The sequence below is a fragment of the Halobacteriovorax sp. genome (genome assembly GCF_048381875.1).
In the GTDB taxonomy this organism is placed as follows: Bacteria; Bdellovibrionota; Bacteriovoracia; order Bacteriovoracales; family Bacteriovoracaceae; genus Halobacteriovorax_A; species Halobacteriovorax_A vibrionivorans.
On sequence record NZ_JBLXBP010000002.1, the window covers coordinates 467,117 to 489,011 of the forward strand.

A 21,895-nucleotide genomic window follows, 5' to 3' on the forward strand; every position below is an offset into this window, starting at 1 on the left:
AAGTAGCTAATATTAGATAATATTTAGAGCGTTCACTACTTAACATTAAAATTAAATTAACCGATAAGAGTATTGGATAGTAATGTTTTGGGGAACGTATGCACCGTAAATTCATTAAAGCTTTAGGATTAGTTTTTCTTTCAACTCTTCTTTTTACATCTTGTGCAAAGAAAGCATCTAATACAACTGTGACGATTTCAAAATCATCTTTCTTAGTTGGAGATCTCAGTAACACATTTGATGGTGGAGTTTTAATTATTGGAAAGAATCTCGATTCTAATCAAAGTTTTCAACTCGCACTTGACCCAACATCTCCTTCAACTATTGATATCGAACTTCCTTTTGGTACATACGATGTCAAGGCCATTGGTTGGCATGATGGAGCAACTCCAACAAAGATGAAGGGAACTAAATACTGTAGTCAAATAACCTCTGTCGTTGATCAAAATGAAACTCCAATGCAGCTAAACATGACACAAGCTACTTGTGCAAGTTTAACAAACCTCAATATCTATGACGGTACAACAAATAACGATTTTAATATTGAAGCATGCCATGGTGTTGTCAAAGTACCGGGACTTGGAGAAAGAGATAGTTGTGGCGAAGCAGGAAGTATTGCGAGGTCTCTAAAAGTTAAATACCTAAGTATTGATGCGGACGGAAACTTAAACAACGCACTCTCTCTTACTTCAGAATGTGTTAATGTCTATGCTCCAGGAACAGAAAACGAAGAATATTTTCAATATAGAGTTTCAGATATATCTGATATTGTTCAAGGTGAGGCCGGATATAAAACTCCAATAGAAGTCACAGCGTATCGATTACCTGGATGTCCTGTTGGTGGAGACTCCGTTACACGACGTCCACCAAGACCTGCTGATATACCTAATGATAAGTATTTTAAAATCAAAAAAAGTGATGCTGGATTAGACTTTATGATAGGAATTAATTCTTGTAATTTTCCAGGCGCACTATCTGCCACTCCTTTTGCAAATGGAGCGGCTATCGATAGAAACTTCAATGTGATTTGTACAGTGGCTCAATTTAATGCAATCACGAGTTATAGTGATAAAGAGTTTATTATTGGACAAACTTTAGATTTTGGAGGTACTCCTCCTGATACAGCATCTTCGACTCACTTCTCTGGATATATCGAAGGAGATATTTGGATGTCTGAGGCAAACGTCCCCCATATCAAAGGCCTTCCTGGTAGCTTATTTTACACCTTTGGAAGTAATGTTGCTGATTATTCAGCAGGTATTGAACACTTAAATGTCGATGTGAGTTCAATTACAAATGGACCAGTAATAGCAAAGCAGCTCAAAGATAAATCAGAGTTTTATCGAGTTACCTTAAATGGCCATATGACTAATTCATCTCCTTCAAGTATCCCTGACGGAACAAGTAAAGGAGAAAGTTGTGGTGCTCTATTTAATCAAGCCTACTACACGGGAGCAGGCTCAGAGGTTAACGTTGAAGCTGACTTTGAAAGAATCTCATTTAATAATTTTAAATTAAAATGTGAAAACTCTACAGCTACAGATAGCTACTACGTAGGAGCACTAATTGGAGCAGCAACATCAGGAAGTACTGATGATGTTAAAACTAGAACTTTTCGACTTGATCGTATTGAAGGTGACATCAATATAGAAGTTAATTCCCCAAATACACAACAAGTAGTTGGTGGACTAATTGGCTATACAGAAAATAAAACTTCAATAGATACATGGTCAAATCAGTTTTCATTCACAAATACATTCTTAGATAAGCAGCCATCTATAATTGGAGGACTAATTGGACACCATGAATCGATGGCAGCTTCTCAAATGGGAGAATTACATCTATCCGATAATAATATTCACAATAATATATCAAGTAACTTAGCGTACGCAGCTCAACAAGCTGCTGGTGGACTTATTGGAAAAGTTTATAATCCTAATAAGCTCGATATACGAGGCTCAATATCTACAGGAAATATCAATACGACACTTAAAAACGCAGGTGGTATTATTGGACACCTCTATTATAGCTCTACAGAAACAGCTTCAATTTATACCACAATGAATAATACCAATGTTCAAGCTGGTGGTAGTTCTGGTGGTCTCATAGGTTCTGCAAAACTAGATAATTCAACAAGCCTCTACTTTATGGCCACTACAAACCGAGGGGAGATCATAGGAGCAAGTGGAGCTAGTGCCAATGAAGGAGTCGGTGGCATCATTGGTACAATTGATGGCACAAGTGGTTTTGAGAACTTTAGTATTGATAGTTCATCTAATAAAGGGAAAATCACATCGACTAATGGTCATATCACAACATCTGCAGCAGGTTCCCTAGTTGGTCTTTTTAAAACAACAAATTTAGGTTTCTTTTCAAATGGGTTCTATGGAGATATTTCGCAAATCTTCACCGGCGGAAATGAAAAACCTTATCTTATAGGGTTTGTAAATGATTTAACTCAAGCGAATGTTACTAATTCTTTAAATCTATCTGATATAATTTTTTCAAATTACTTAGCGACGTCACCACTAAGTGAGACACTACTTTACTATGGAGATGACTCTAACCAATATCAATATACATACGATGACTTAGCTGCAGATCCATTTCCAGGCTCATTGGCAGATCACTCTCTTTTCACGCCAACTGCCGAATCCAAGTTAGACCTATTTCTAAATTACTTTATGCAGTTTGATGCTAATGGAAAGTCAATTGTAAATGGATCAGAAAGTAGTCCATTTCTTATAAACGACAAAGCTGACTTTGTATATGTAAACTCGTACCTAGGGGCGAAGTTTTCTTGGAAACTAATGAAAGACATAAATATGGAAGATCAATTTCTACAACTCTCACCATCAGATGCTCCATTTGAAGGTAATTTTGATGGTAATGGAAAAACGATCCATAACTTTTATAATGACTACTCTACTCTAACCCCATTAATGGCCAATAACGGTATCTTTCCTCATGTAACATACGGAAGAATAAAAAATCTAAACATTAATGATGGGGAAGTGATTTTTAAGTGCTCAACAGAAACTTACAACGGATCAGGTGTCCTAATCGGTCAACTTTCAACATATAATCAATGGGATGGAAACGGAGATCCACAAATCTTTAATATCTCTGTTTCAAATACAAAAATCAATATGCCAATTGGAAGTGACTGTAAGGGCGCCTCACCTTTTATTGGATATTTTAATTCCGATAATGGAGAAGATGCTGCTCGTTTTCAAAACATAAGCATCATAAATAATACGATTGATGCTAGTAAGTCTGCAGGACTAGTCGGTTACATCTACCTACCTTCAAGTACAACATTTCCATTTAAGAATGTTGAAGTAGTAGGAAATAAATTTATTGGTGAAAGTGTTACGACCTCAACTTCATCAAGCGCCTTCTTTGGTGCTTCCATTGCAAGTGGGATATACACTTCTTATGAAAATGTTCTCTTTATTGGTGATGTCAACGGAGATAATCCTGGTGCCATTACAAACGATGAAAATCTTGCCAACTTAGGTGCTTCAACAGATTCTCTAATTAGTAATGCCTATGCCTTCTTTGATGGCGGCCAGTATATTCAAGGAACTGCCTTTACAAATAACGGTGCAACAAGCTTAGCCGATATTGGAACGACATCATTTGATGACTACTTTATTCACGATGCTACAGTAGGCACTGTACGCTTAGACCGCGATTATATAACAGAAGAAATTTATGATTAAGATGCCATGATAAATTGGCAGAAATAGCGAGGACGCGTTCAGCGTCCTCTTTTTTTATCCGGCAGAACTTACCGATTTCATTAGCTTAAGGAAAATTTACTAAATAATTCCCACCGCATGACGATGTAAGCCTACAATAGACAGCCAAAGCTTTTGTCTCACTAGATTTTATCGGAAAAAGACAGAGGTTTTGAGGCAACTATTTAATATAAATTAAAAGCAACTATTGCCCATAATAAAAATTACTTTTGAGCTAAATAAAATCAAGGGTAAAATTAATAGGAAGGCAATTAGAAAATCTTTGCTTGTTTTACTTCGTTAAGGAGGAGGACTAAATGGAAGCTGAAAAATTGGAACATTTCAAAAAGAAACTACTAGCGGCTAAGGCGGAAATTCTTAACGGTGGTATTCTGACGAGTACAGAAGATTTAAAGATGTCAACGGATGACCTACCTGATGAGGGAGACGTTGCCAACGCAGTTATTAATCAACAGGTTACATTCAATATGAGAGCCCGTGCTATGCACAAGCTTCGTTTAATTGAAGAGGCTCTTCATCGCGTGGAAGACGGGACTTATGGTCACTGTGAAGACTGTGATGAGCCAATCGGTGCTAAAAGGCTTGAGAACCAGCCATGGGCCGAATTATGTATCACTCACGCTGAAGAAAGAGAGCGTGAAGAACAACACATGCGAAGAGTCGGTTAAGACTTTTTACATATTCCAAATGTTAGTAATAAAAGCCTGCATACGCAGGCTTTTGTTTTTCCTGTCTCCTATTCTTAGAAAGCAATACTTTCATCTACATGAAACTTCTCTTTCTTGATATAGACAAATTTAGAAATATCCTTCCTCAATATCTTTTTGATTTTTTGATTGGTTTTAATGATCTCATTCACTTTTGGACTAGTGGGAGATGACACTGTGTTGTTAATTGGCGCGACAATCATAATGTAAGCAAATAAGAAAATGCTAATTGATAATGTCCATATTGTTTTCACTAAACTACCCTCCATGGTAACTTCTTCTACGTTCATAAATAAGCACATGAGATGCCAAATTTTGGTATAATAATTTCGGTGACTTACTATAGTAGAGCGATGAACACGGTGGCTTTTTGGCCTTCTTTTAGGACACCACTAAAACAAAAGTGTATAAGATTTTGACACCTATCTATAAACTATCCATACTGACTATAGGTGAACAACTTAAGTAGGTAGAATCACTATATTAGTGTTGGCATCAAGCCTGCATTATATATAGTGAGTTTGAGTTTAGACATAAGGAGCACTCTTGAAACTTAAATTAAACCTAAAATCATTCCTACTTATTTCAACATTAGTTGCATCTTCAACTTTTGCACAAGATTCTGGAAAGAAGCTAACTCTTGATCAGTTAAGAGCACGTGTTTTCAAAAAAGAATATCAAAGCACAACGACAAAAACTGATGTACTTCACTCACGTTTTTCAAGCTGGGGTGTAAAGAACTCTTTTGATAAAGGTTCTATTAATCTTCCAGGTGCACTGAAGAAGTTACAAGCAAAACAAGATGTTGTTGTTGCTGTTATCGATACAGGAATTGATCCAACTCACCCATTCCTTAAAGACAACTTATATGTACCAAAAGGACAAGCAGGTCTTTCAAACTTTGGATTAGACTTTTCTAAAGGTGCAAAGAATGTAAAGACTCCATATGATAAGAACCGTCACGGAACTCACGTTTCAGGTATTATCAAGTCTGTTTTTCCAAACGTTAAGATTCTTCCTCTTAAGTATTACAACAGAAATGCTTCTGGGAAAGACAACTTAAATTCAACGATCAAGGCCCTTCGTTATGCTGTAGATCTTGGTGTTGATATTATTAACTACTCAGGTGGTGGACCAGAGCCAGATTTAGAAGAATTAGAAATTCTTAAAAAGGCAGAAAGAAAAGGTATTATCGTAGTAGCTGCTGCTGGTAATGAGCAAGAGAATATTGATAACTCAAAGTCTGCTTACTACCCAGCAAGTTATAAGCTTTCAAATATTATTACTGTAACTGCACATAACCAATCAATGCAAATCCTTAACTCTTCTAACTGGGGTGTTGAGACTGTTGATGTATCGGCTCCAGGTTATAAGATCAACTCTGCTATTCCAACTCAGAGAAATGGTCTACTAACAGGAACATCTCAAGCGACTGCATTTGTTTCAGGTGTTGCAGCAATGCTTAAAGCTGGCTACCCAGGACTTACTGCTAAGCAAATTAAGAAGATCATCTCAATCACTGCTAAGAAAGAGATTACTTTTAATGGAAAGGTTAAGTCTTCAGGACGTCTAGATGCGACAGCTGCAATTGATTTAGCAACAAAGCTTAATGATAAAACAAACGGTCAGCTTGCAAAAACAAGAGCAAGTAGAAGAGATGTTGCAAACACTCCAAAAGTAATTATCAGAAAATAATTTTCAAATACTAGATGGCCCTAAAATAGGACGTAAGCGCAAGGGTCATACTTATCACAAATACCGCCACAAGCATTCCATAAAGCACATAAGAAACCTTAAAAACTCCCATCATTTTATGATTAAAGAAGTTCTCGTATTGTTCCTTAGTACTTTGGTCTTTAGACTCTCCTATTGCGGCCTTAATTCGCTCGTATAAAGAGAATTCTTCAATACCTCTTTGAGCGTATGGATGCCAAATCTCTTGCTCACTAACTCCAGAGTTCATCATCTCAATGACAATATCTGCGAGCTCTTGAAGATAAAGAGGGCGCAGCTCATCTGATTTTGATGCTTCACTGTAGAAATAGTCTAAGAGATTATTATAGCGACGACGTACTTTTACTAAAAACTTCTTGAACTTCACATCACCTTTAAAGATTTGTGGGTTCTCCATTTCTAGAGGACTAAGAGTTTGCCAGTACTTTTCACGAAAAGTGTAAAAGCTCTTCTCCCCTAAAGGTGAGCCAAGGGGATTAAAAGATAAATCATAATCACACATTTGGCAGCGATCATTTTTAATATTATCGCTATTGCACTTAGGGCAAGTTATAAGATGCACTTCCTGTGCAAGTACTTCGTCCTTGAAGAGATGTTGATGTTTTTGTACGTCGTTTAGAAATTCTGTATCCATAAGAATATTGTAATTTCATAAGGTTAGTATTGGCAAATGTTAAATCATATATAACAATAGAGTATGATTGGAATTCTTAAGCACAAATTTGCTCTGCCCGTACTGCATGTTCTTGCAGGAATTATTTATGCTTTAAACTTTCCCTTTATTGGTGAATTCACAATTTTTCCAACCATATTCATTAGTGCGGCCATCATCTTCTATGGCCTAGATAAAGAAAGACGCTTCAAATTCAATCTCCTCAATATCTTCTTATTTTGTTGGGGTTATAATTTAGCAGGCTACTATTGGTTAATGTTCACTTTAAATGAATTTGGTGGACTATTTTTCCCATTTAACTTTCTAGTATGGCAGCTCTTCTCTTTAGTGATTGCACCACAATTCTATCTCTTCTTAATCATCTTCTACTTTTTAAGAGATCGTATTAAGCTGGAAAGTTTAATCGGTGGCATCTTCTACTGCCTAGTATTTGTGATACTTGAGATATTTACACCACAGCAATTCCCTGCGCTCTTTGGGCATCCTTGGCTTAAGATTTCACCTTATTTAAAACCAGCAAAGTATTTAGGTCAGCCTTTTTATAGCTTTCTGACTCTTTATATCGGACATCTTATTTTTAGTTTTTCAAAAAAGAGGCGTCTTCCATCCTTTGCGGCCGTGGCCATCCTTGTTCTCTTATCGGCCAATTTTCTAATGGGGCCGATTAAAAATGAGCTTAACAATGAACTTAATATTCGTGTTGTTCAAGGAAATATAGGAAATGATCTAAAACTTAAGTCAGAGCAAGGAGTTCGTCTTGCCGCTTCAGAGGTAGTTAATATCTATAAGTCGATGAGTTTAAATGATGGCATTGATAAAATGGACTTAGTCATTTGGCCTGAGACTTCATATCCAAGATTTGTTTTTACAAAATTAAATAAGAAAGTGAATGCTGAACTAAGTGAGCTCTTTATAAATTCAAATTCAAAGTACTTTATTGGGACTTATGATCTCGCATCCACAAAGCCAGATGTTTTAGAAAATACATACAATGCTACAATCTTGGCATCAAAAGATGGCGATATTGAGCAAGCCTACCACAAACAGGTTCTTATTCCATTTGGTGAAGGTCTTCCATTTGGCCCATTAAATAAGTATGTGGCCCCATACCTCACTAATGTTTCACTTTTTGCTAAAGGTAAATCTTTTACAAATTTTAAAGTGAAAGATAAGGGATTCATTTCTCTAATCTGCTATGAAGTACTCTTTCCTCGTTATGTCTCAAAGTATTTAAACGCAGTAAAAGAGCGCGGAGAAAAAGTCGACTTCATTGTTAATGTAACCAATGACTCATGGTACGGGCCTTACTCAGAACAGGAACAACACCTATTTCTTGCAAAGTGGCGTGCGGTGGAATTTGGACTTCCAATCATTCGCGCAACGAATACTGGAATCTCATCAGTAATTCTCCAGGACGGAAGTGAGTTAATTCGCACAAAGAATTTCGAACAAAGAAATATGGACTTTAAATTCTAAAAGCCTTCTTTTAAAAGATCGTGCATGCGGATGAAGCCTTCAAATTTACCATCAGTAATAACTGGTAGAACGTAAATTTTATTTTGCTCCATAAGTTTTAAAGCATCCATCGCAAGCTCATTAGAAGTGATATACTTTGGCTCTTTTGTCATGATTTCAGAAAGTGGTTTTTCAAGAGCATTCTCTTCTTTTGCAATAGATCGGCGAATATCACCTTCAACAAGTATTCCACTGAATTTATTATTATCCATTACTGCAAGAGCACCTAGAGGCTTATTAGTCATCTCTAGAACAGCATCTTTTAATAGCTTATCTGAAGTTAGAATAGGACTTTCTTTCAATGGCCACATGAGATCGCGAACTTTCATCGTTAATGACTTACCTAGTTTTCCACCAGGGTGATTAATTGCAAAGCCTTCCTTTGAAAGCCCTACAAATTTCTCATAGGCAACTGCAATAGCATCTCCCATAGCAAGAGCAACAGTTGAAGAAGTGGTTGGAGCAAGGTCATTTATACAAGCTTCCCTTTCAACAGAGCAATCAAATGCAATTCCACATTCCTTTGCAATTGCTTTTGACAAGTCTCCAACAAGAGCAATTCTATGGTCTTTGTGAATGCGAAGAAAAGGCATAAGCTTCATGATCTCACTAGTTGTTCCCGACTTTGATAAGAAAATAATGGCATCATTCTCACTTGTTCTTCCAAGATCCCCGTGAAGGGCCTCAGTTGGGTGAAGGAAAATTGAACGAAGCCCCAGAGAGCTAAATGTTGAAGAAAGCTTTTCACCAATTAGGCCAGACTTCCCAACACCACAAAGAACCATTTGGCCCCCTTTAGCGTGAAGGAACTCAAAAACATTTGTTAACTTGTTGCACATTTGCTCATCTAATAAGCCGATAACTCGGTTTATTGAGTCTGCTTCAAGTTTCAATACTTCCTTCATTTGACTAAAATGGTCCATTATAACCTCATTGTGTACCAAATTTTCATTCTCGATCGAGTGTATGACTATGTTATTATAAATATATGAAAATGTTAAAATTAATCGTCATCTTTACCCTACTTTTTAGTTGTAGTTCATATGAACAATTTGAACAATTAGTTGAAGAATCAGAAATGCCAGCTAAGACCTATAAGGCCAATTTCAATCAGACTTGGCAGGCCGTCTTAGAAATTATGCAACAATATGATATTTCAGTAAAAAACCAAGAAGCTGGGACAATTAAGACACGTTGGATAAATAACACGAGTCAGGTTAATTTCTCGGATGCATTTGGATCAAAAGAGATGGTTAAGGCCGCTCAATTTAAACTCGTTATCAATGTCATTAAGGGATATCGAGGAAAGAGTGAGGTTTCTAAAGTCTCAATCTATCGTCGCCAAATGATTGAAAAAGACTTTCTTCAAGGTTGGAGGGTTGTAAGATCTGATGGAATCCTTGAAAAGACGATTCTCTACCGAATTGATCGTATCCTAAAAAGAGAGAAGATGATCAAAGGTATCGAAGAACAAAAGGCCCGCGAGGCGGAGAAAGAGTTATTCTAATGAATAACGCTTTCTTCCTCTAAGTTTTGATTTACAAGAACAATATCCTCTTCAACTTCAATCGTATCATCCATATAAGAATCTCTTCTTCTTAGAATCTTACGGCTAAAGAAAACCATAAAGTCTCTCTGCACTAGAAGCATACACGGTAAAACGACAAGAGTTAGAACTGTCGCAAAGAGTAGACCCCATCCCATACTCATGGCCAGACTCTTAGTGAAGCCAGCATCTCCACCAATTGCATAGGCCATTGGAAAAACACCACCTAGAGTTGTAATACTAGTTAGAATAATAGGTCTTAGACGGCTTGCTGCCCCATCAATAATTTCAGGGCGGTGAAAGCTAAACCAGTCCTTACGATTCTCATTTATCGTTACCACAAGAAGAAGACTATCGTTTACAACAACACCGGCCATACCGATAATTCCAATAATGGCCATTAAGCTAATATCTAATCCCTGTAGGTAGAATGCCCAGATAACACCAATTACACCAAATGGAATTGCAGTACAGATTAGGATCGGTTGCATAATACTTCTAAGAACAATTGCTAAAATGAAGAAGATACCAAGTAGTGCAAAAGCGAACTTTTTGGCCATGGATGCCTTATTCTTACGAGACTGCTCATCAGCATCCTGAGCGTTAAATGTTAAATCAGGATATTTCTTTGAAAGCTCATCTGTAACAAGCTTCACTTTGTTAATTAAGACTTCTTTTTTAATCACTTCTTTGTCAAAAGGAAGATCAACAACAACTCTTCTCATAAGATTTGAGTGCTTAATCACTGACTGCCTCTTCTCCTTCTTCCAAGATCCAAGCTGAGAAGCTCTAATGATATTTCCATTAGAAAGAACAACCGGTAGTTTTCCAAGGTCTTCAAAATTCAATTCATCACCGTCTTTTACATATGTGTAGAATTTAATCTTACGATTACCTACTGCATACTCATAGACCTCATTCTTATTAATGAATTGCACTAGTTGATTTGAAACCTGAGCTAGAGTTAGGCCCCTTGATTGGATTTCATTCTTCTTTGGTGTAAATATCCATGCATCTTTAAATAGAGAGTCGTCTAGATCGACTGACTTAATCCCCTCAATTTTTAGATCTTCAATTGTCTTCTTTGTATCAGTAGTTACTTTCTCCACGTTAAATGGAGTTTGTGAACGAATTGTTACCTCAACTAGGTTTTCACGACTTTCATCATTTCCACCCTTAGCTATCTTCACTTCTAATCGGCTAAAGACACCTGTCTTTTGAAGCTTATCAAGCTTATCTTTTAAATAGGTTTCGACATCCTTCTTATTAGCTTCCACATTATCATCTAGCTGAGAAAAAGATAAACGGTAGCTAAAGTATTGCGGGCCAACTTGTTTTTTACCATTTGTATAATTCTGACCTACTGTAATTTGATAATTCTTATATTTATCCTTATCAATACCTTCCATGATCTTCTCGACTGGAGCTAGTTGCTTATAAGTATCCTTAAGCCCCTTCGTCTCTTTTAACTCTCCAATAAACTCAACAGACTCTGAAGAGATACTTAGGTTGAAGTTAAAGTTGATATTCTTACTAGCAAAAATCATCGAAGCGATCATGATAACCACAAATGAAGCCAGAACGATATAGCGCCACTTTAAAGAGAACTCCAGTAGCTTCACATATCCTCTTTTAAAGCGTTGAAAAACGCTAGACTCATGATGAATATTGGCCTTTGAAACAAAGTGATGTAAGTGATTTGGAAGAATAAAGAAACTTTCAAATAAACTTAAAAGAAGTGCTGCAAACACAACGACAGGAATGGCCAGTAAGATATTTGACATCGAATCTTTTCCTACAAGGATAGGAGTAAATGCGATGAGTGTCGTTGCAACTGTTCCACAAATAGGCTTCCAAGTAGAAAGTACTGCTCCAATAGCAGCATCTCGTGAAGAGGCGCCCTTTTCTAAGTTTTGCATATATTGTTCAGCAATAATAATTGCATCATCAACAATAATTCCGATAACAAGAAGTAGACCAACAACAGAAATTAGATCAATTGAAATTCCAAAAGTATCAAGAACTGTAAAAGTGAAGAAATACGCCAAAGGCATTCCTAAAGAAGTCATTAGAGACGTTTTTAATCCTAGGAATAAAAAGAGAGTGATAACAACGAGGATAATTCCTAAAAATGCATTTGATTGAAGAGCATTAATTTGTCTCTCAATAAATGCAGGGCCATCCTCTACACTAATGACATGTAGCCCTTCTGGAGCATTTTCATTAATTTGAGCAACTTCTTTTTCTAATACATTCTTAAGTGTAATAGAGTCTGCTTCAGTATCTTTGAAGATATTAAAGCTGCTTGAACGCTTTCCATTTGTATAATACTCTCTCGTCTTCTTTGGTAGTCTGTACTCAAGAGAAGCAATATCTTTTAGCCTAAGGGTGTGGCTAGAATTATTTGATCGAATAATAATATTATTTAGGGCCTCTAGATCATATTCGTTATTTTCTATCTCTACAGAATATGTATCACTTCCCTTAGTAATTGAACCAAGTGGATAAATTCTAAAAGTATCATTGATCTTTCTATAGATATCAGCAGGAGAAAGACGATAACGAGCAAGTTTTTCTTCATTTAATTGGATATATAAATTCTTTTCAGCGTTGTAATTATCAACTCTTGAGACTCCATTTACTCTTTCAAGCTGCTCCTTAATTTTAAGCATCCATTTTTGGTGAGTATCATTTTGTTCATCAAAGTTTTCAATTGCATAATAATTAAACCAAGATTCAGTCTGTTTAAGGTGGCGTACAACAATATCTTCCGTCTCACTTGGAAGATCTCCACGTATATTTTCGATTGCATCTTTGATTCTTGATTCTAACTCAGAGATATCTTCGTAATCATCTTTTACATTAACGTTTATTTTCATGTAGCCTTGTTGTGAATTCGACCAAATCTTATCGATTCCAGCACTACCTTTAATGGCACGCTCAATTGGATAAGTGAGAAACTTTTCAACTTGTGATGGCCCTGCTCCAACAAGAGTTGCAGTAATTTGAATCCTCTTGGATGCCCAATTAGAAATAAGATCTCTTTTCATATGACTTAATGAAATAATTCCAAATAGAATCATCATGACACTTAAAAGATTTACTAAGAAGCTATTATCAACGAAGTATGATACGAGTTTTTTCACAAGCTACTGCCTTATTTAATAAAATAATAAACAGTAGCTTCTAACATTAAGTATGTGAATAAATTAGATTTTTTGAATAAATGATCGAATTTACATGACCTAAGTATTTAAAAATACTTAGTAGGCCATGATATAAGTCACCCAAGACTCACAATTTTCTTCATCATTTGATTGGTAGAAGTTTCCGTCCCCTGTTCCGTCATCGTCCTCACCTTCCCAGTAAGTAACAACGTTCTCGAAACCAGCATCCTTCATAATGTCTTTAATTTCACCAACTGACCAATGTCTCCAATTATAAGAGAAAGCTTCACGGTAAAGCTTATTATCGTGGTGAGTTTTAAAATGAATATAATATTGTACTTCTTCTGTAAGAGGATTGTAGCTATCGCAATCCCAGAAGTATGTATGGTCTTCGTGCTCAGTCTCTTCTTCTAGTTCTTGGCGACATTCTTCTCCACCAAAGATATCAACCATGAAGATACTCTCAGGGCCCATATTCTTTTTTACTTGTTTGAAGTAATTTAAAAGAACATTTCTTTCTTTAAAAATGAAATATGAGAAGTTAAATGCAACAGTAACATCTGCAGTAAAGTCATAATCATCAAGAACATTTCCACGAATATAGTGCATACGTGTTTTTTCTTCTTCAGTTAATCGAGAGTAATGATTTTCGATACCATAGGCTTGTGGTTCTTCATCAAGATCAATTCCCCAAGCTTGACGATCCTTACCTTCTTTAACCCAGTCACAGGCCATTGCAGCTGTTCCACCGAAGTCTTCACGAAGTGTCTTTGGCTCGCGACCAAAAACTTTCTTATATTCTTTGTTAATAAATTCAATATCAGCTTCATGATTCTGAACTGACTTTTCATACAATTCGTACTTTAAATTCGTTGGAATTTTACTCATTCTCTCTTCTCTTTTTTATTTTAAAAATTACTTGTAAGACTTTACTTCTTTAATGCCAGAATTGTAACTCATATTGATTGAATTTTTAACCTTAAATCTCAAATCATTTGTCACATAGACACTACGTGCCAGAGAAATAAAGCCTTCACCAAAATCACCCTCTTTTTCTTTAATTCGGATATCATCTTCAATCACCCAAAGCTTTTCATTTATCTCTTTAAGCTCACTCATATACTTATCGAGACCTTCTAAGTTGAGTTCATTTAATCGTTTGGCCAATTGATCATATTCTTGTTGTGCTAGTTTCACACGCTCCGGATCTTCAATTCTTTCTGTTTTAATCTTTAGGATTGTCATCTTATCCACAAGCTCACCTAGCGATACTGGACATTCAATAATCATATTACACCTCGATATCAATATATTTAATTTCCACAATTGTGTATTCAAAATCTTCTTCAGGGGCCTGAACAATGACATCATCCCCTTCTTCTTTTCCAAGCATTGCTCTTGCTATTGGAGACTTCCAACTCACAAGTCCACGAGTTGTATCAACTTCATCGACTCCAACGATTGAATAATTTCGCTCGCTCCCCTGCTCATCCTCTAAGGTCACGGTCGCACCAAATTGTACTTTTTCAGCTTTTATTTCAGTTGGATCAACGACATTGGTCGCATTAATTCTCGTATTGAGAAAACGAAGTCTTCGATCAATCTCACGAAGTCTTTTTTTTCCATATTGATAATCTGCATTCTCAGATCGATCACCAACTGAAGCGGCCCATTTTACAGTGGCCGTCACTTCAGGACGTTCTACCTTTGTTAAATGCTCATGCTCATCCTCAAGTTTCTTCAAACCTTTAGGTGTAATGTAATTATCTTTCTTAATTGCCATAGCGTCTAAGGATCTCCTCGACTCCATTTTCCACTAAGTTTAAAACTTCTTCGAACCCTCGTGCTCCACCATAGTACGGATCAGGAACCTCTTCATAAGAAGCATACTCTCCCGTGCAATAATCACAGAATAACTCAACTTTCTTCTTTTGCTCTTGATTTGGATTTAACTCTAAAATATTGCGATAATTTGACTTATCCATCGCAAGGATCAAGTCAAATTTTTCAAAATCATCCTTATTAAATCCACGGGCAGTACTCGTCAGTAAATAACCGCGACGAAAAGCATGCTCTCGCATTCTTTTATCGGCTGCTTCTCCTGCGTGATAGGCACTTGTTCCTGCTGAATCCACTTCAATTACAGACTCAAGCCCCTGTTCTCGTACTTTATGAACAAGCACACCATCGGCAGCAGGTGATCGACAGATATTTCCAAGACAAACAAATAAGATTTTCATAATAGAATTATGATAGAATCATTGGTGAAAGTAAATCGAAGGATTTTTCATGACAGTACAAAAGATTAGAACAATGGGTGATCCAGTATTAAGAGAGATCACACAAGAGTTCACAAAAGAAGAAATTTTAGCTCCTGAAACAAAAGAGCTCATTCAAGATATGCAAGATTCAATGAAAGCTGCTGGTGGGATTGGAATTGCGGCACCTCAAATTGGAGTCTCAAAAAGAGTTACAATTATTGATGTCCCGGAGGAGTCTCGCTATGAAGAGGCCCAAGCTAGTCAACGAATGATAATCTTTAATCCAAAAATTGAATTTTTAACTCAAGAAGAAGATGGATATTGGGAAGGTTGTCTATCTGTGCCAGGTCTTAGGGGTTTTGTAGAAAGACCAAATCATATTCGCGTATCTTTTCTTGATGAAAATGCCAAAGAAGTTGTGATTGAAGCACAAGGATTTTTGGCCACAGTCTTTCAACACGAGATCGATCATTTATTTGGAAAACTCTACGTTGATCAAATCAAAGATATAAAACAATTAGTTTTTGAAGAGAATTTATAAGTAAAAGGGCCCGAAACCGGGCCCTCATTTTTTGATTGCTTAATTATTCAGAAACAATCGCTCTCATAACATCTAGTGTTTCTGGAGATACTGAATCTTCATAACGTGCCCAGATTGCTTTTGCTTCAGAAACTGAAGTTTCACGATCAATTTGAGTCACGACTTCTTCAAGAATTAGGTTCGCCTCTTCAACTTCAGAGTTGTAGATAGCGATTTGGTCAGCTGTCACACCTTTTAGTGTTCCATTAACTGGACCAAATTCTGCAAGTCCTTCATCATCAAGAACGATTAATCCAGCAAGTCCAATTTTAGCTGCTTTAGCCCAATCTTTTGTATCACCTGAGAAGATTGCTTTAATTGAGTAACCTGTACTAACTTTCATTGCAACTAAACCAGTATATGCTAAATAAGCATTCCCTGTTAACATCCCTACAGCTGCAGATGCATTAAAAGTTAGACCAGAAGCTAAAAGTAAACTTAGAATAATCTTTTTCATTTTTTCCTCCATGTTTTTTTGGTTGTAAATAACGATAGCTATTTCTGTAAAAAATCTAAACTTAATTAAAGGTAATTTGTTTTCTGCTGATTCAGTAAAATTCGTTGGCCATTTTTTAGAAGCTAAAAACTCGGTTTCTACTGCGCTTCTAAGTCAAACAAGTATTTTTAAGTATTTAGCATTGCTGGCTAAAGTTATTTTTCTTAATAACCGACAAGAAAGCAGGGTTATATAAAACTAAGAGAGATAAATATGAGTCAAAGTAAGAAGCAAAATATTATTGCACTAGTGGGTGTACTCAGTGTTAATGCATTTGTCACCTATCAATTCTTATCAACGTCGCAATTTGATAGCGTCTATTCAAAAGAGAAAATTCATCAACCTCGAACACCAGCCTCACAAAAGGCTCCCGGTGACTATAAAGAATACGAAGTACTCTATCCATTAGAAGACTATGTTATATACGATGACTTTAATGGAACCGTTGATTATAAGATGAGCGTAGACTTCTGGTCTGATAAAGGTGCTAAATACTTTACTGAAAATGGGAAAGAGGCCATTTCAGAAGGTTTAACAAAGGGCTTTGAGAGACTCATTAAAAAAGGAAATGATGAAGGAAAGACACTTAAAACAGAAGTTCTTCCTGAGCTGACAAAAGAGTTTTTAAATACATTTGTTTATACTATAAAAGTAGTGAAGCTTATCGATTCAAACTTTGAATTTGATATTATGTTTACTCCTTATGAAAAAGACTCCGCTACTTATAAAGACGAATTACAAACAAACCAACTAGTAAATATTGACTCCACTGGAAGCCTTTATAAAGAATATAAGAAATATAATGCAAACTTTTCAAACGCTATTATTGAAACACCTATTCCAGTATCTAATGAAGATTATCAATACCTAGGTGGTGCAATTACCCTTGCAGCTGAAGTTATTGATACAGATTGGAAGATTTCACAACCAATCCCAAATCCTAAGAAGAATGGTGTAAAAGGATTTCTTCGTTTAAGAAAGTACTTTCGAGTTAATTCTCCAACAGATTTAAAAGTGGATTCATTCAAGTCGAAGTACCTAAATATTACGGAACAAGACTTCAACGCAAAAAATGATATGCCTCAAGTTGTCACAGTTGACACGATTTACGAATACAATTTGAAAAATATTATCCCAAAGAAAACGAAAACAATTATTCACTTTGGTGAGATTGTCTCTCTTGATAAGAAATACGATAGCTTCTTTAAGAGACTATTCACCTTCTTTAAAAAGAAGAACGATATTAAAACATCAGAATTCAATTTCAAAGGTGATTTCTCAAGTGGCCCTATTAAAACCAACTTCAAGGGACAGATCAAAAAACTTGTTTACGATCATCAAGAGAAGAAATTCACAAGTAAGAGTCGTGTAACAGCAAACCCTCGTGATTTTGATCAACGAATGAAGCTACGTCATGCGATTAAAAAGACGTTCCTTGAGGATAATACAGAATTTATTATTAAGAATTTAAATTTAAGCAAATTTATCAATAACTAGGTTGTGAATATGAAAAAGATTCTAACGAGTACAATTCTTTCAGCTCTTGCGATGCAATCATTTGCTGGTCAATTCAATATTAAAGATCGCATTGAATCTCAAAAGCTAATGCTTGAAAGCTACGATTCTCTCTATGGACAAAGAGAATACTCTCATCCACCAAGCTTCTTTGATGCGCTCAAAGACCTCAAGGGGCTAAAAGAGAAATCGGCGGTAAAGTTCATGAAAAAAGCCGATGAGATTCTTCCAAATAAGATTGCGATGCCAGTTACTTATTGGGCTAAAGTCAATCCTAATGAGAAGAACCTTGCAGAAGTTATTCACTACTATATGGCCTACAAGCTCTTTATTCTTAGAGATTATATTGATAATCCACTAACAAGTGAAAAAGATAAGGCCCAAGCAGCGAAGCTATTAGAGAAAATAACAAGAGATGGTATTACATCAAATTCTATTTCTAATTATTTTTCAACTTTAAAAATACACTCTTTAAAAATTGCCACATCAAAAGATGTCATTGAAGAACTTTCTAATAATGAAATTATCAATATTGACTTCAATGAACATTTTAAGGATATCAATACATACTCGCTTTCGGCCCTGGGATTTGTTCCTTCTAATAAAACTGAAATTGTTTCAGAAAATGATCGATCTCTAGAAAGAATTGACTGGCTAAATCAACGAGTTATCTTTGCTGGTGGAAAGCTAGATTTTGATTCTGATTATATCAAGATGCCAACAGGAGAGGATCCAACAGGAAATATCATTTTTCAAGAAGATCCAATTTATATTAAGATTCGCGATATGATTGATAGTGCTGAGCATTCAGTATTTATCGATATCTTCTTATTTGGTGGAACACTAGGTGCGACTCTTTCAGAGTATCTTCTTGACCAGACAAAAGAGAAGCTTAAGAAGAATCCTAATTTTAAGGTTGTTCTTCTCCACGACTATGCAACAAATTACAATATGCTTGATGAGATGATGCCTATATTTGAATATATTAAAAAGCGTATTGAAACAGAGGATGAGCTAAAAAATAATGTTTCACTTCTTCAGGCAAATATTCAACGTCACCCTCCAGGGATTCCTTTTGGGATTACGAAACTAATTCCAAAAACAAAGGAAGCGATTCAATACTTTGAGTCAGGTAGTACGTATTTTGAATCAAAAATTGACCACTCAAAAGTAATTGTGGTTGATGGAAATACTGAAAATGCACAAGCATACTTTGGTTCAAAGAACTGGACTGACCACAGTGGTGGTTATTACTATGATGACGCCATTTATGTCACAGGTGCAGCAGCCGGACTAGTTCAAGCATCATATTATCGAGATCTAGAAGCGGCCTTAACTGAAGACCCGAAGGAATTACTTGGCTTTTATTATAAAGAACAAGGCTTTGATAATCGCGCCTATCTTGCAAAAAAAGACCAGATTCTAAAGGATATGAGTATCACAAAGGACAAATACGAAGTGAAAGGAGACTCTGTTATTCGCCTAGCTGAAGCCGATGTCGATGGAACAATCAAAAATGTTCGAAATATCTTAATTGATATGATTTCAAAAGCAGAAAAGAATATCTTCATGGAGCAGCTATTTCTCTATGATTCATATGTTATCGATGCACTGATAAAGGCAAAAAGACAGAATCCACTACTTGATATCAAACTTGTAATTGACCACAATGGAAACTTTGGAATGAATGGGCTACCAAATACTCTCTTTGTTAAGAGGCTTGTTGATGCAGGTATTGAAGTTCGTGCTCGTAAAACTTATGGTATTACAGCAAATTTCCCAGATGGTACAACAAAAGAATATCACCAAGAAAACCATCGCAAGATCACTTCAGTCGACGGGATTACAGTTCTAGGTGGATCTTCAAATATTAATCCTGATACTCTTCAAGGATCTTTTAGAGAGTTTGGTGCTCAAATCTTTGATAAAGGTGAAGTACTAAGTTTTGAAAAGCGCTTTAAAAGAGATTGGAACGATTCAGAAAAGATGGAAATCTTTGATATAGAAAATTTTGAAGCTAATATCCAAGGTGTTGCTTTTGGTAAACGCTCTTCTGCGATTATCAATGCAGTTGGAAGTATGGTTTACAAATCAAAAGATGGAATTGAAAAGAGACACAAATAATCTTATCTAATCATAATCAAGTAGCTGTTTAACCACAACAGCTACTTGATTGTTTCTTATTAGCTTTATAAAGCTTATATCTTCTTGGTAATTCTACTAATAATAAAGATCTTAAAATCAACAAAGTAAAAACGACAGCAAGAGAAATCTCCCACCAACTTGATACTTCGTGGTCATGATGAGCAACTTTAAAGTCTAATGGCCAAGTGAAGGCTTGATATAGATAATCTGTTAGAAATGAAAATACTAATGCGACAACAGCAATTGCTACAACATTGATTACCACTCCTCTTTTTCCAATATACTTACCTATGACAAGAATATTTGAGATATTAGTTGCAGGTCCTACAAGTAGGAAAAGTAATGCCATTCCAGGACTCATTCCCTTCATCACAAGTGATGCGGCAATTGGAGTCGTTGCAGATGCACAAATATAAAGAGGAATACCAACTAATAGAATTGCACCTCTTCCGGCCCAACCGTGAAGTCCATCAAAGAAGTTTGCAGGAAGCGCGAAGTCGATAAAGGCTCCGGCCAAGATACCAAATGCAAGCCAGACGGCCATATCATCAACAAGCTCAAAATAACCAAATTTAAAAGAGTCCTTTAATTTCTTTGAAAAGCTCTCACTGGCCACTTCCTTCTTCTTACTTGCACAACAGCTCTTAACTTCAGGCTTTTCATTTTTAACGAACTTATCTGTTTTAAAGACAAGTTGAAGAACACCGGCCACCATTGCAGAAAAGAATGCGGCAATAGGTCTGATTATTGTCATTGGAAGATCCATCATTCCATAAGTCATGGCAATTGAATCGACACCTGATTCAGGAGTTGAAATAAGAAAGGCAGATGTCGCAGAATTTGATGCTCCCTGCTTCTTTAAAGTAGCAGCGGTAGGGATTACTGCACAACTACATAGTGGAAGCGGGATTCCTAGTACAGAGGCCTTAAAAGCTCCCCATATTCCTTTTCCACCCATGGCCTTCTTGATGCGATCAACAGAAATAAAGGCCTTAATGATTCCAGCGGCCAGAAGCCCAAACATAAGAAATGGCGCTGATACTAATATATAATTCCAAAGAGATGTTAAAAAACCCATAATTACCTTCTTTTATTGAGCATATCATAGCAGAGCAAACACTGTTCGTCCTGCGTAGTTGCGTAATTTTGGGCAGTTGATAGACAAATTTTATAGATGAGACGAAAAAAGATGAACAATTTTTTATTTTTTCTATTGACGAATGTGATCCAAATCCCTATATTAATTCTTACGAAATGCGGGGGCGTAGTTAAGTTGGTTATAACGTCTGCCTGTCACGCAGAAGGCCGAGGGTTCGAGTCCCTTCGCTCCCGCCATTTTTATTTCGTAACATTCAAGTTTTAAACTCTTCGGAGTCTAAGATATTAAAGCCGAGTTAACCCACTCGGCTTTTTTTTTGGAGGCGGCAATTAGCAGTATGCTAATTGAAGCCGTGCAACCCTGACGACCGAGCACGATGCGAGGGAGAGAGGGTTTCCCGCAATCTAGATAATTTCTTTAAATTTATTCAACAACGCATGACCGACCCGGAAGGGAGGTCAGGTGAACCAACCCTGCAATCTCAATCACATTTTAATAGCACTGACTCTTTATCACAAAGAGCAGGAGCAGATGACGCAAGACAACCCAGAAGCGACCACGACGGGAGCTTTCGGGTAACCAACTAAGCAACACACGATACATTTTCAGAAAGCAACTAATACACCTACATCGATAACATTTGATTCAAATGAAGACCCCAATGTCGCTTTGAGTAAATTGATTATTAACTAC

At 36.3% G+C, this 21,895-nt stretch carries 18 protein-coding genes and 1 tRNA gene; 9 read left to right on the plus strand and 10 right to left on the minus strand.

Annotation, left to right across the window (positions count from 1 at the left end; translation table 11 throughout):
- The first annotated feature begins 98 nt into the window (after positions 1-98).
- Together ACN5L8_RS06490 and ACN5L8_RS06495 are read left to right on the plus strand one after the other, a co-directional pair.
- A complete protein-coding gene (locus ACN5L8_RS06490) occupies positions 99-3,725 on the plus strand; it encodes a hypothetical protein (protein ID WP_419172652.1) in 3,627 nt (1,208 codons plus the stop codon).
- 335 nt (positions 3,726-4,060) lie between these two features.
- Entirely contained in the window at positions 4,061-4,432 is a 372-nt protein-coding gene (locus tag ACN5L8_RS06495; protein ID WP_115361530.1) for a TraR/DksA family transcriptional regulator, read from the plus strand.
- 74 nt (positions 4,433-4,506) lie between these two features.
- On the opposite strand, the gene ACN5L8_RS06500 is transcribed toward ACN5L8_RS06495, so the two are convergent.
- Positions 4,507-4,725 (minus strand): hypothetical protein, encoded by a 219-nt coding sequence (locus tag ACN5L8_RS06500; protein ID WP_133296928.1) that lies wholly within the window; start codon positions 4,723-4,725, stop codon positions 4,507-4,509.
- 292 nt (positions 4,726-5,017) lie between these two features.
- On the opposite strand from ACN5L8_RS06500, the gene ACN5L8_RS06505 reads away from it, so the two are divergent.
- On the plus strand, positions 5,018-6,166 hold the full coding sequence (locus tag ACN5L8_RS06505) for a S8 family serine peptidase (RefSeq protein WP_115361534.1): 1,149 nt from the start codon (positions 5,018-5,020) through the stop codon (positions 6,164-6,166).
- A 10-nt stretch (positions 6,167-6,176) separates the two neighbouring features.
- Here ACN5L8_RS06505 and ACN5L8_RS06510 read toward each other — a convergent pair whose 3' ends face one another.
- Entirely contained in the window at positions 6,177-6,839 is a 663-nt protein-coding gene (locus ACN5L8_RS06510; protein WP_334678909.1) for a hypothetical protein, read from the minus strand.
- A gap of 63 nt (positions 6,840-6,902) precedes the next feature.
- Between ACN5L8_RS06510 and lnt the strand changes: the two genes are divergently transcribed.
- Entirely contained in the window at positions 6,903-8,354 is a 1,452-nt protein-coding gene (gene lnt / locus ACN5L8_RS06515) for an apolipoprotein N-acyltransferase (protein ID WP_334678908.1), read from the plus strand.
- Here lnt and ACN5L8_RS06520 read toward each other — a convergent pair.
- Complete coding sequence (locus ACN5L8_RS06520; protein ID WP_334678907.1) at positions 8,351-9,316, minus strand: KpsF/GutQ family sugar-phosphate isomerase; 966 nt, start codon at positions 9,314-9,316, stop codon at positions 8,351-8,353. The two genes, lnt and ACN5L8_RS06520, sit on opposite strands and share 4 nt — an antisense overlap.
- A gap of 65 nt (positions 9,317-9,381) precedes the next feature.
- On the opposite strand from ACN5L8_RS06520, the gene ACN5L8_RS06525 reads away from it, so the two are divergent.
- Positions 9,382-9,900, plus strand: a complete 519-nt coding sequence (locus tag ACN5L8_RS06525) for a hypothetical protein (protein WP_133296929.1) — start codon at positions 9,382-9,384, stop codon at positions 9,898-9,900.
- On the opposite strand, the gene ACN5L8_RS06530 is transcribed toward ACN5L8_RS06525, so the two are convergent.
- The 5 genes from ACN5L8_RS06530 to ACN5L8_RS06550 all read right to left on the minus strand — a co-directional run bounded on the left by ACN5L8_RS06530 (position 9,897) and on the right by ACN5L8_RS06550 (position 15,346).
- Entirely contained in the window at positions 9,897-13,085 is a 3,189-nt protein-coding gene (locus ACN5L8_RS06530) for an efflux RND transporter permease subunit (protein ID WP_419172653.1), read from the minus strand. The two genes, ACN5L8_RS06525 and ACN5L8_RS06530, sit on opposite strands and share 4 nt — an antisense overlap.
- 117 nt (positions 13,086-13,202) lie before the next feature.
- A complete protein-coding gene (locus tag ACN5L8_RS06535; RefSeq protein WP_115361547.1) occupies positions 13,203-13,994 on the minus strand; it encodes a class I SAM-dependent methyltransferase in 792 nt (263 codons plus the stop codon).
- A gap of 27 nt (positions 13,995-14,021) precedes the next feature.
- A complete protein-coding gene (locus ACN5L8_RS06540) occupies positions 14,022-14,396 on the minus strand; it encodes a DUF6165 family protein (RefSeq protein ID WP_115361549.1) in 375 nt (124 codons plus the stop codon).
- A 1-nt stretch (position 14,397) separates the two neighbouring features.
- Positions 14,398-14,889, minus strand: a complete 492-nt coding sequence (gene greB / locus ACN5L8_RS06545) for a transcription elongation factor GreB (RefSeq protein WP_419172654.1) — start codon at positions 14,887-14,889, stop codon at positions 14,398-14,400.
- Positions 14,879-15,346: a low molecular weight protein-tyrosine-phosphatase gene (locus ACN5L8_RS06550; protein WP_115361553.1), complete on the minus strand. Its 468-nt coding sequence runs from the start codon at positions 15,344-15,346 to the stop codon at positions 14,879-14,881. The genes greB and ACN5L8_RS06550 overlap by 11 nt, the downstream gene beginning before the upstream one ends.
- A gap of 49 nt (positions 15,347-15,395) precedes the next feature.
- Between ACN5L8_RS06550 and def the strand changes: the two genes are divergently transcribed.
- Positions 15,396-15,908: a peptide deformylase gene (gene def / locus ACN5L8_RS06555; protein ID WP_120404231.1), complete on the plus strand. Its 513-nt coding sequence runs from the start codon at positions 15,396-15,398 to the stop codon at positions 15,906-15,908.
- 43 nt (positions 15,909-15,951) lie between these two features.
- On the opposite strand, the gene ACN5L8_RS06560 is transcribed toward def, so the two are convergent.
- Complete coding sequence (locus tag ACN5L8_RS06560; protein ID WP_334678903.1) at positions 15,952-16,404, minus strand: hypothetical protein; 453 nt, start codon at positions 16,402-16,404, stop codon at positions 15,952-15,954.
- Between the two features lie 252 nt (positions 16,405-16,656).
- Here ACN5L8_RS06560 and ACN5L8_RS06565 point away from each other — a divergent pair, with 252 nt between their 5' ends.
- Together ACN5L8_RS06565 and ACN5L8_RS06570 are read left to right on the plus strand one after the other, a co-directional pair.
- The gene (locus ACN5L8_RS06565) at positions 16,657-17,940 is read left to right on the plus strand and encodes a hypothetical protein (protein WP_419172655.1); all 1,284 of its coding nucleotides are present in this window, start codon (positions 16,657-16,659) and stop codon (positions 17,938-17,940) included.
- A 9-nt stretch (positions 17,941-17,949) separates the two neighbouring features.
- Positions 17,950-20,082, plus strand: a complete 2,133-nt coding sequence (locus tag ACN5L8_RS06570) for a phospholipase D-like domain-containing protein (RefSeq protein ID WP_120404229.1) — start codon at positions 17,950-17,952, stop codon at positions 20,080-20,082.
- Between the two features lie 28 nt (positions 20,083-20,110).
- Here the strand turns inward: ACN5L8_RS06570 and ACN5L8_RS06575 are convergent, their stop codons facing one another.
- The gene (locus tag ACN5L8_RS06575) at positions 20,111-21,181 is read right to left on the minus strand and encodes an SO_0444 family Cu/Zn efflux transporter (protein WP_419172656.1); all 1,071 of its coding nucleotides are present in this window, start codon (positions 21,179-21,181) and stop codon (positions 20,111-20,113) included.
- 180 nt (positions 21,182-21,361) lie between these two features.
- Between ACN5L8_RS06575 and ACN5L8_RS06580 the strand changes: the two genes are divergently transcribed.
- Positions 21,362-21,438: transfer RNA gene (locus ACN5L8_RS06580), tRNA-Asp, on the plus strand.
- Positions 21,439-21,895: the final 457 nt, after the last annotated feature.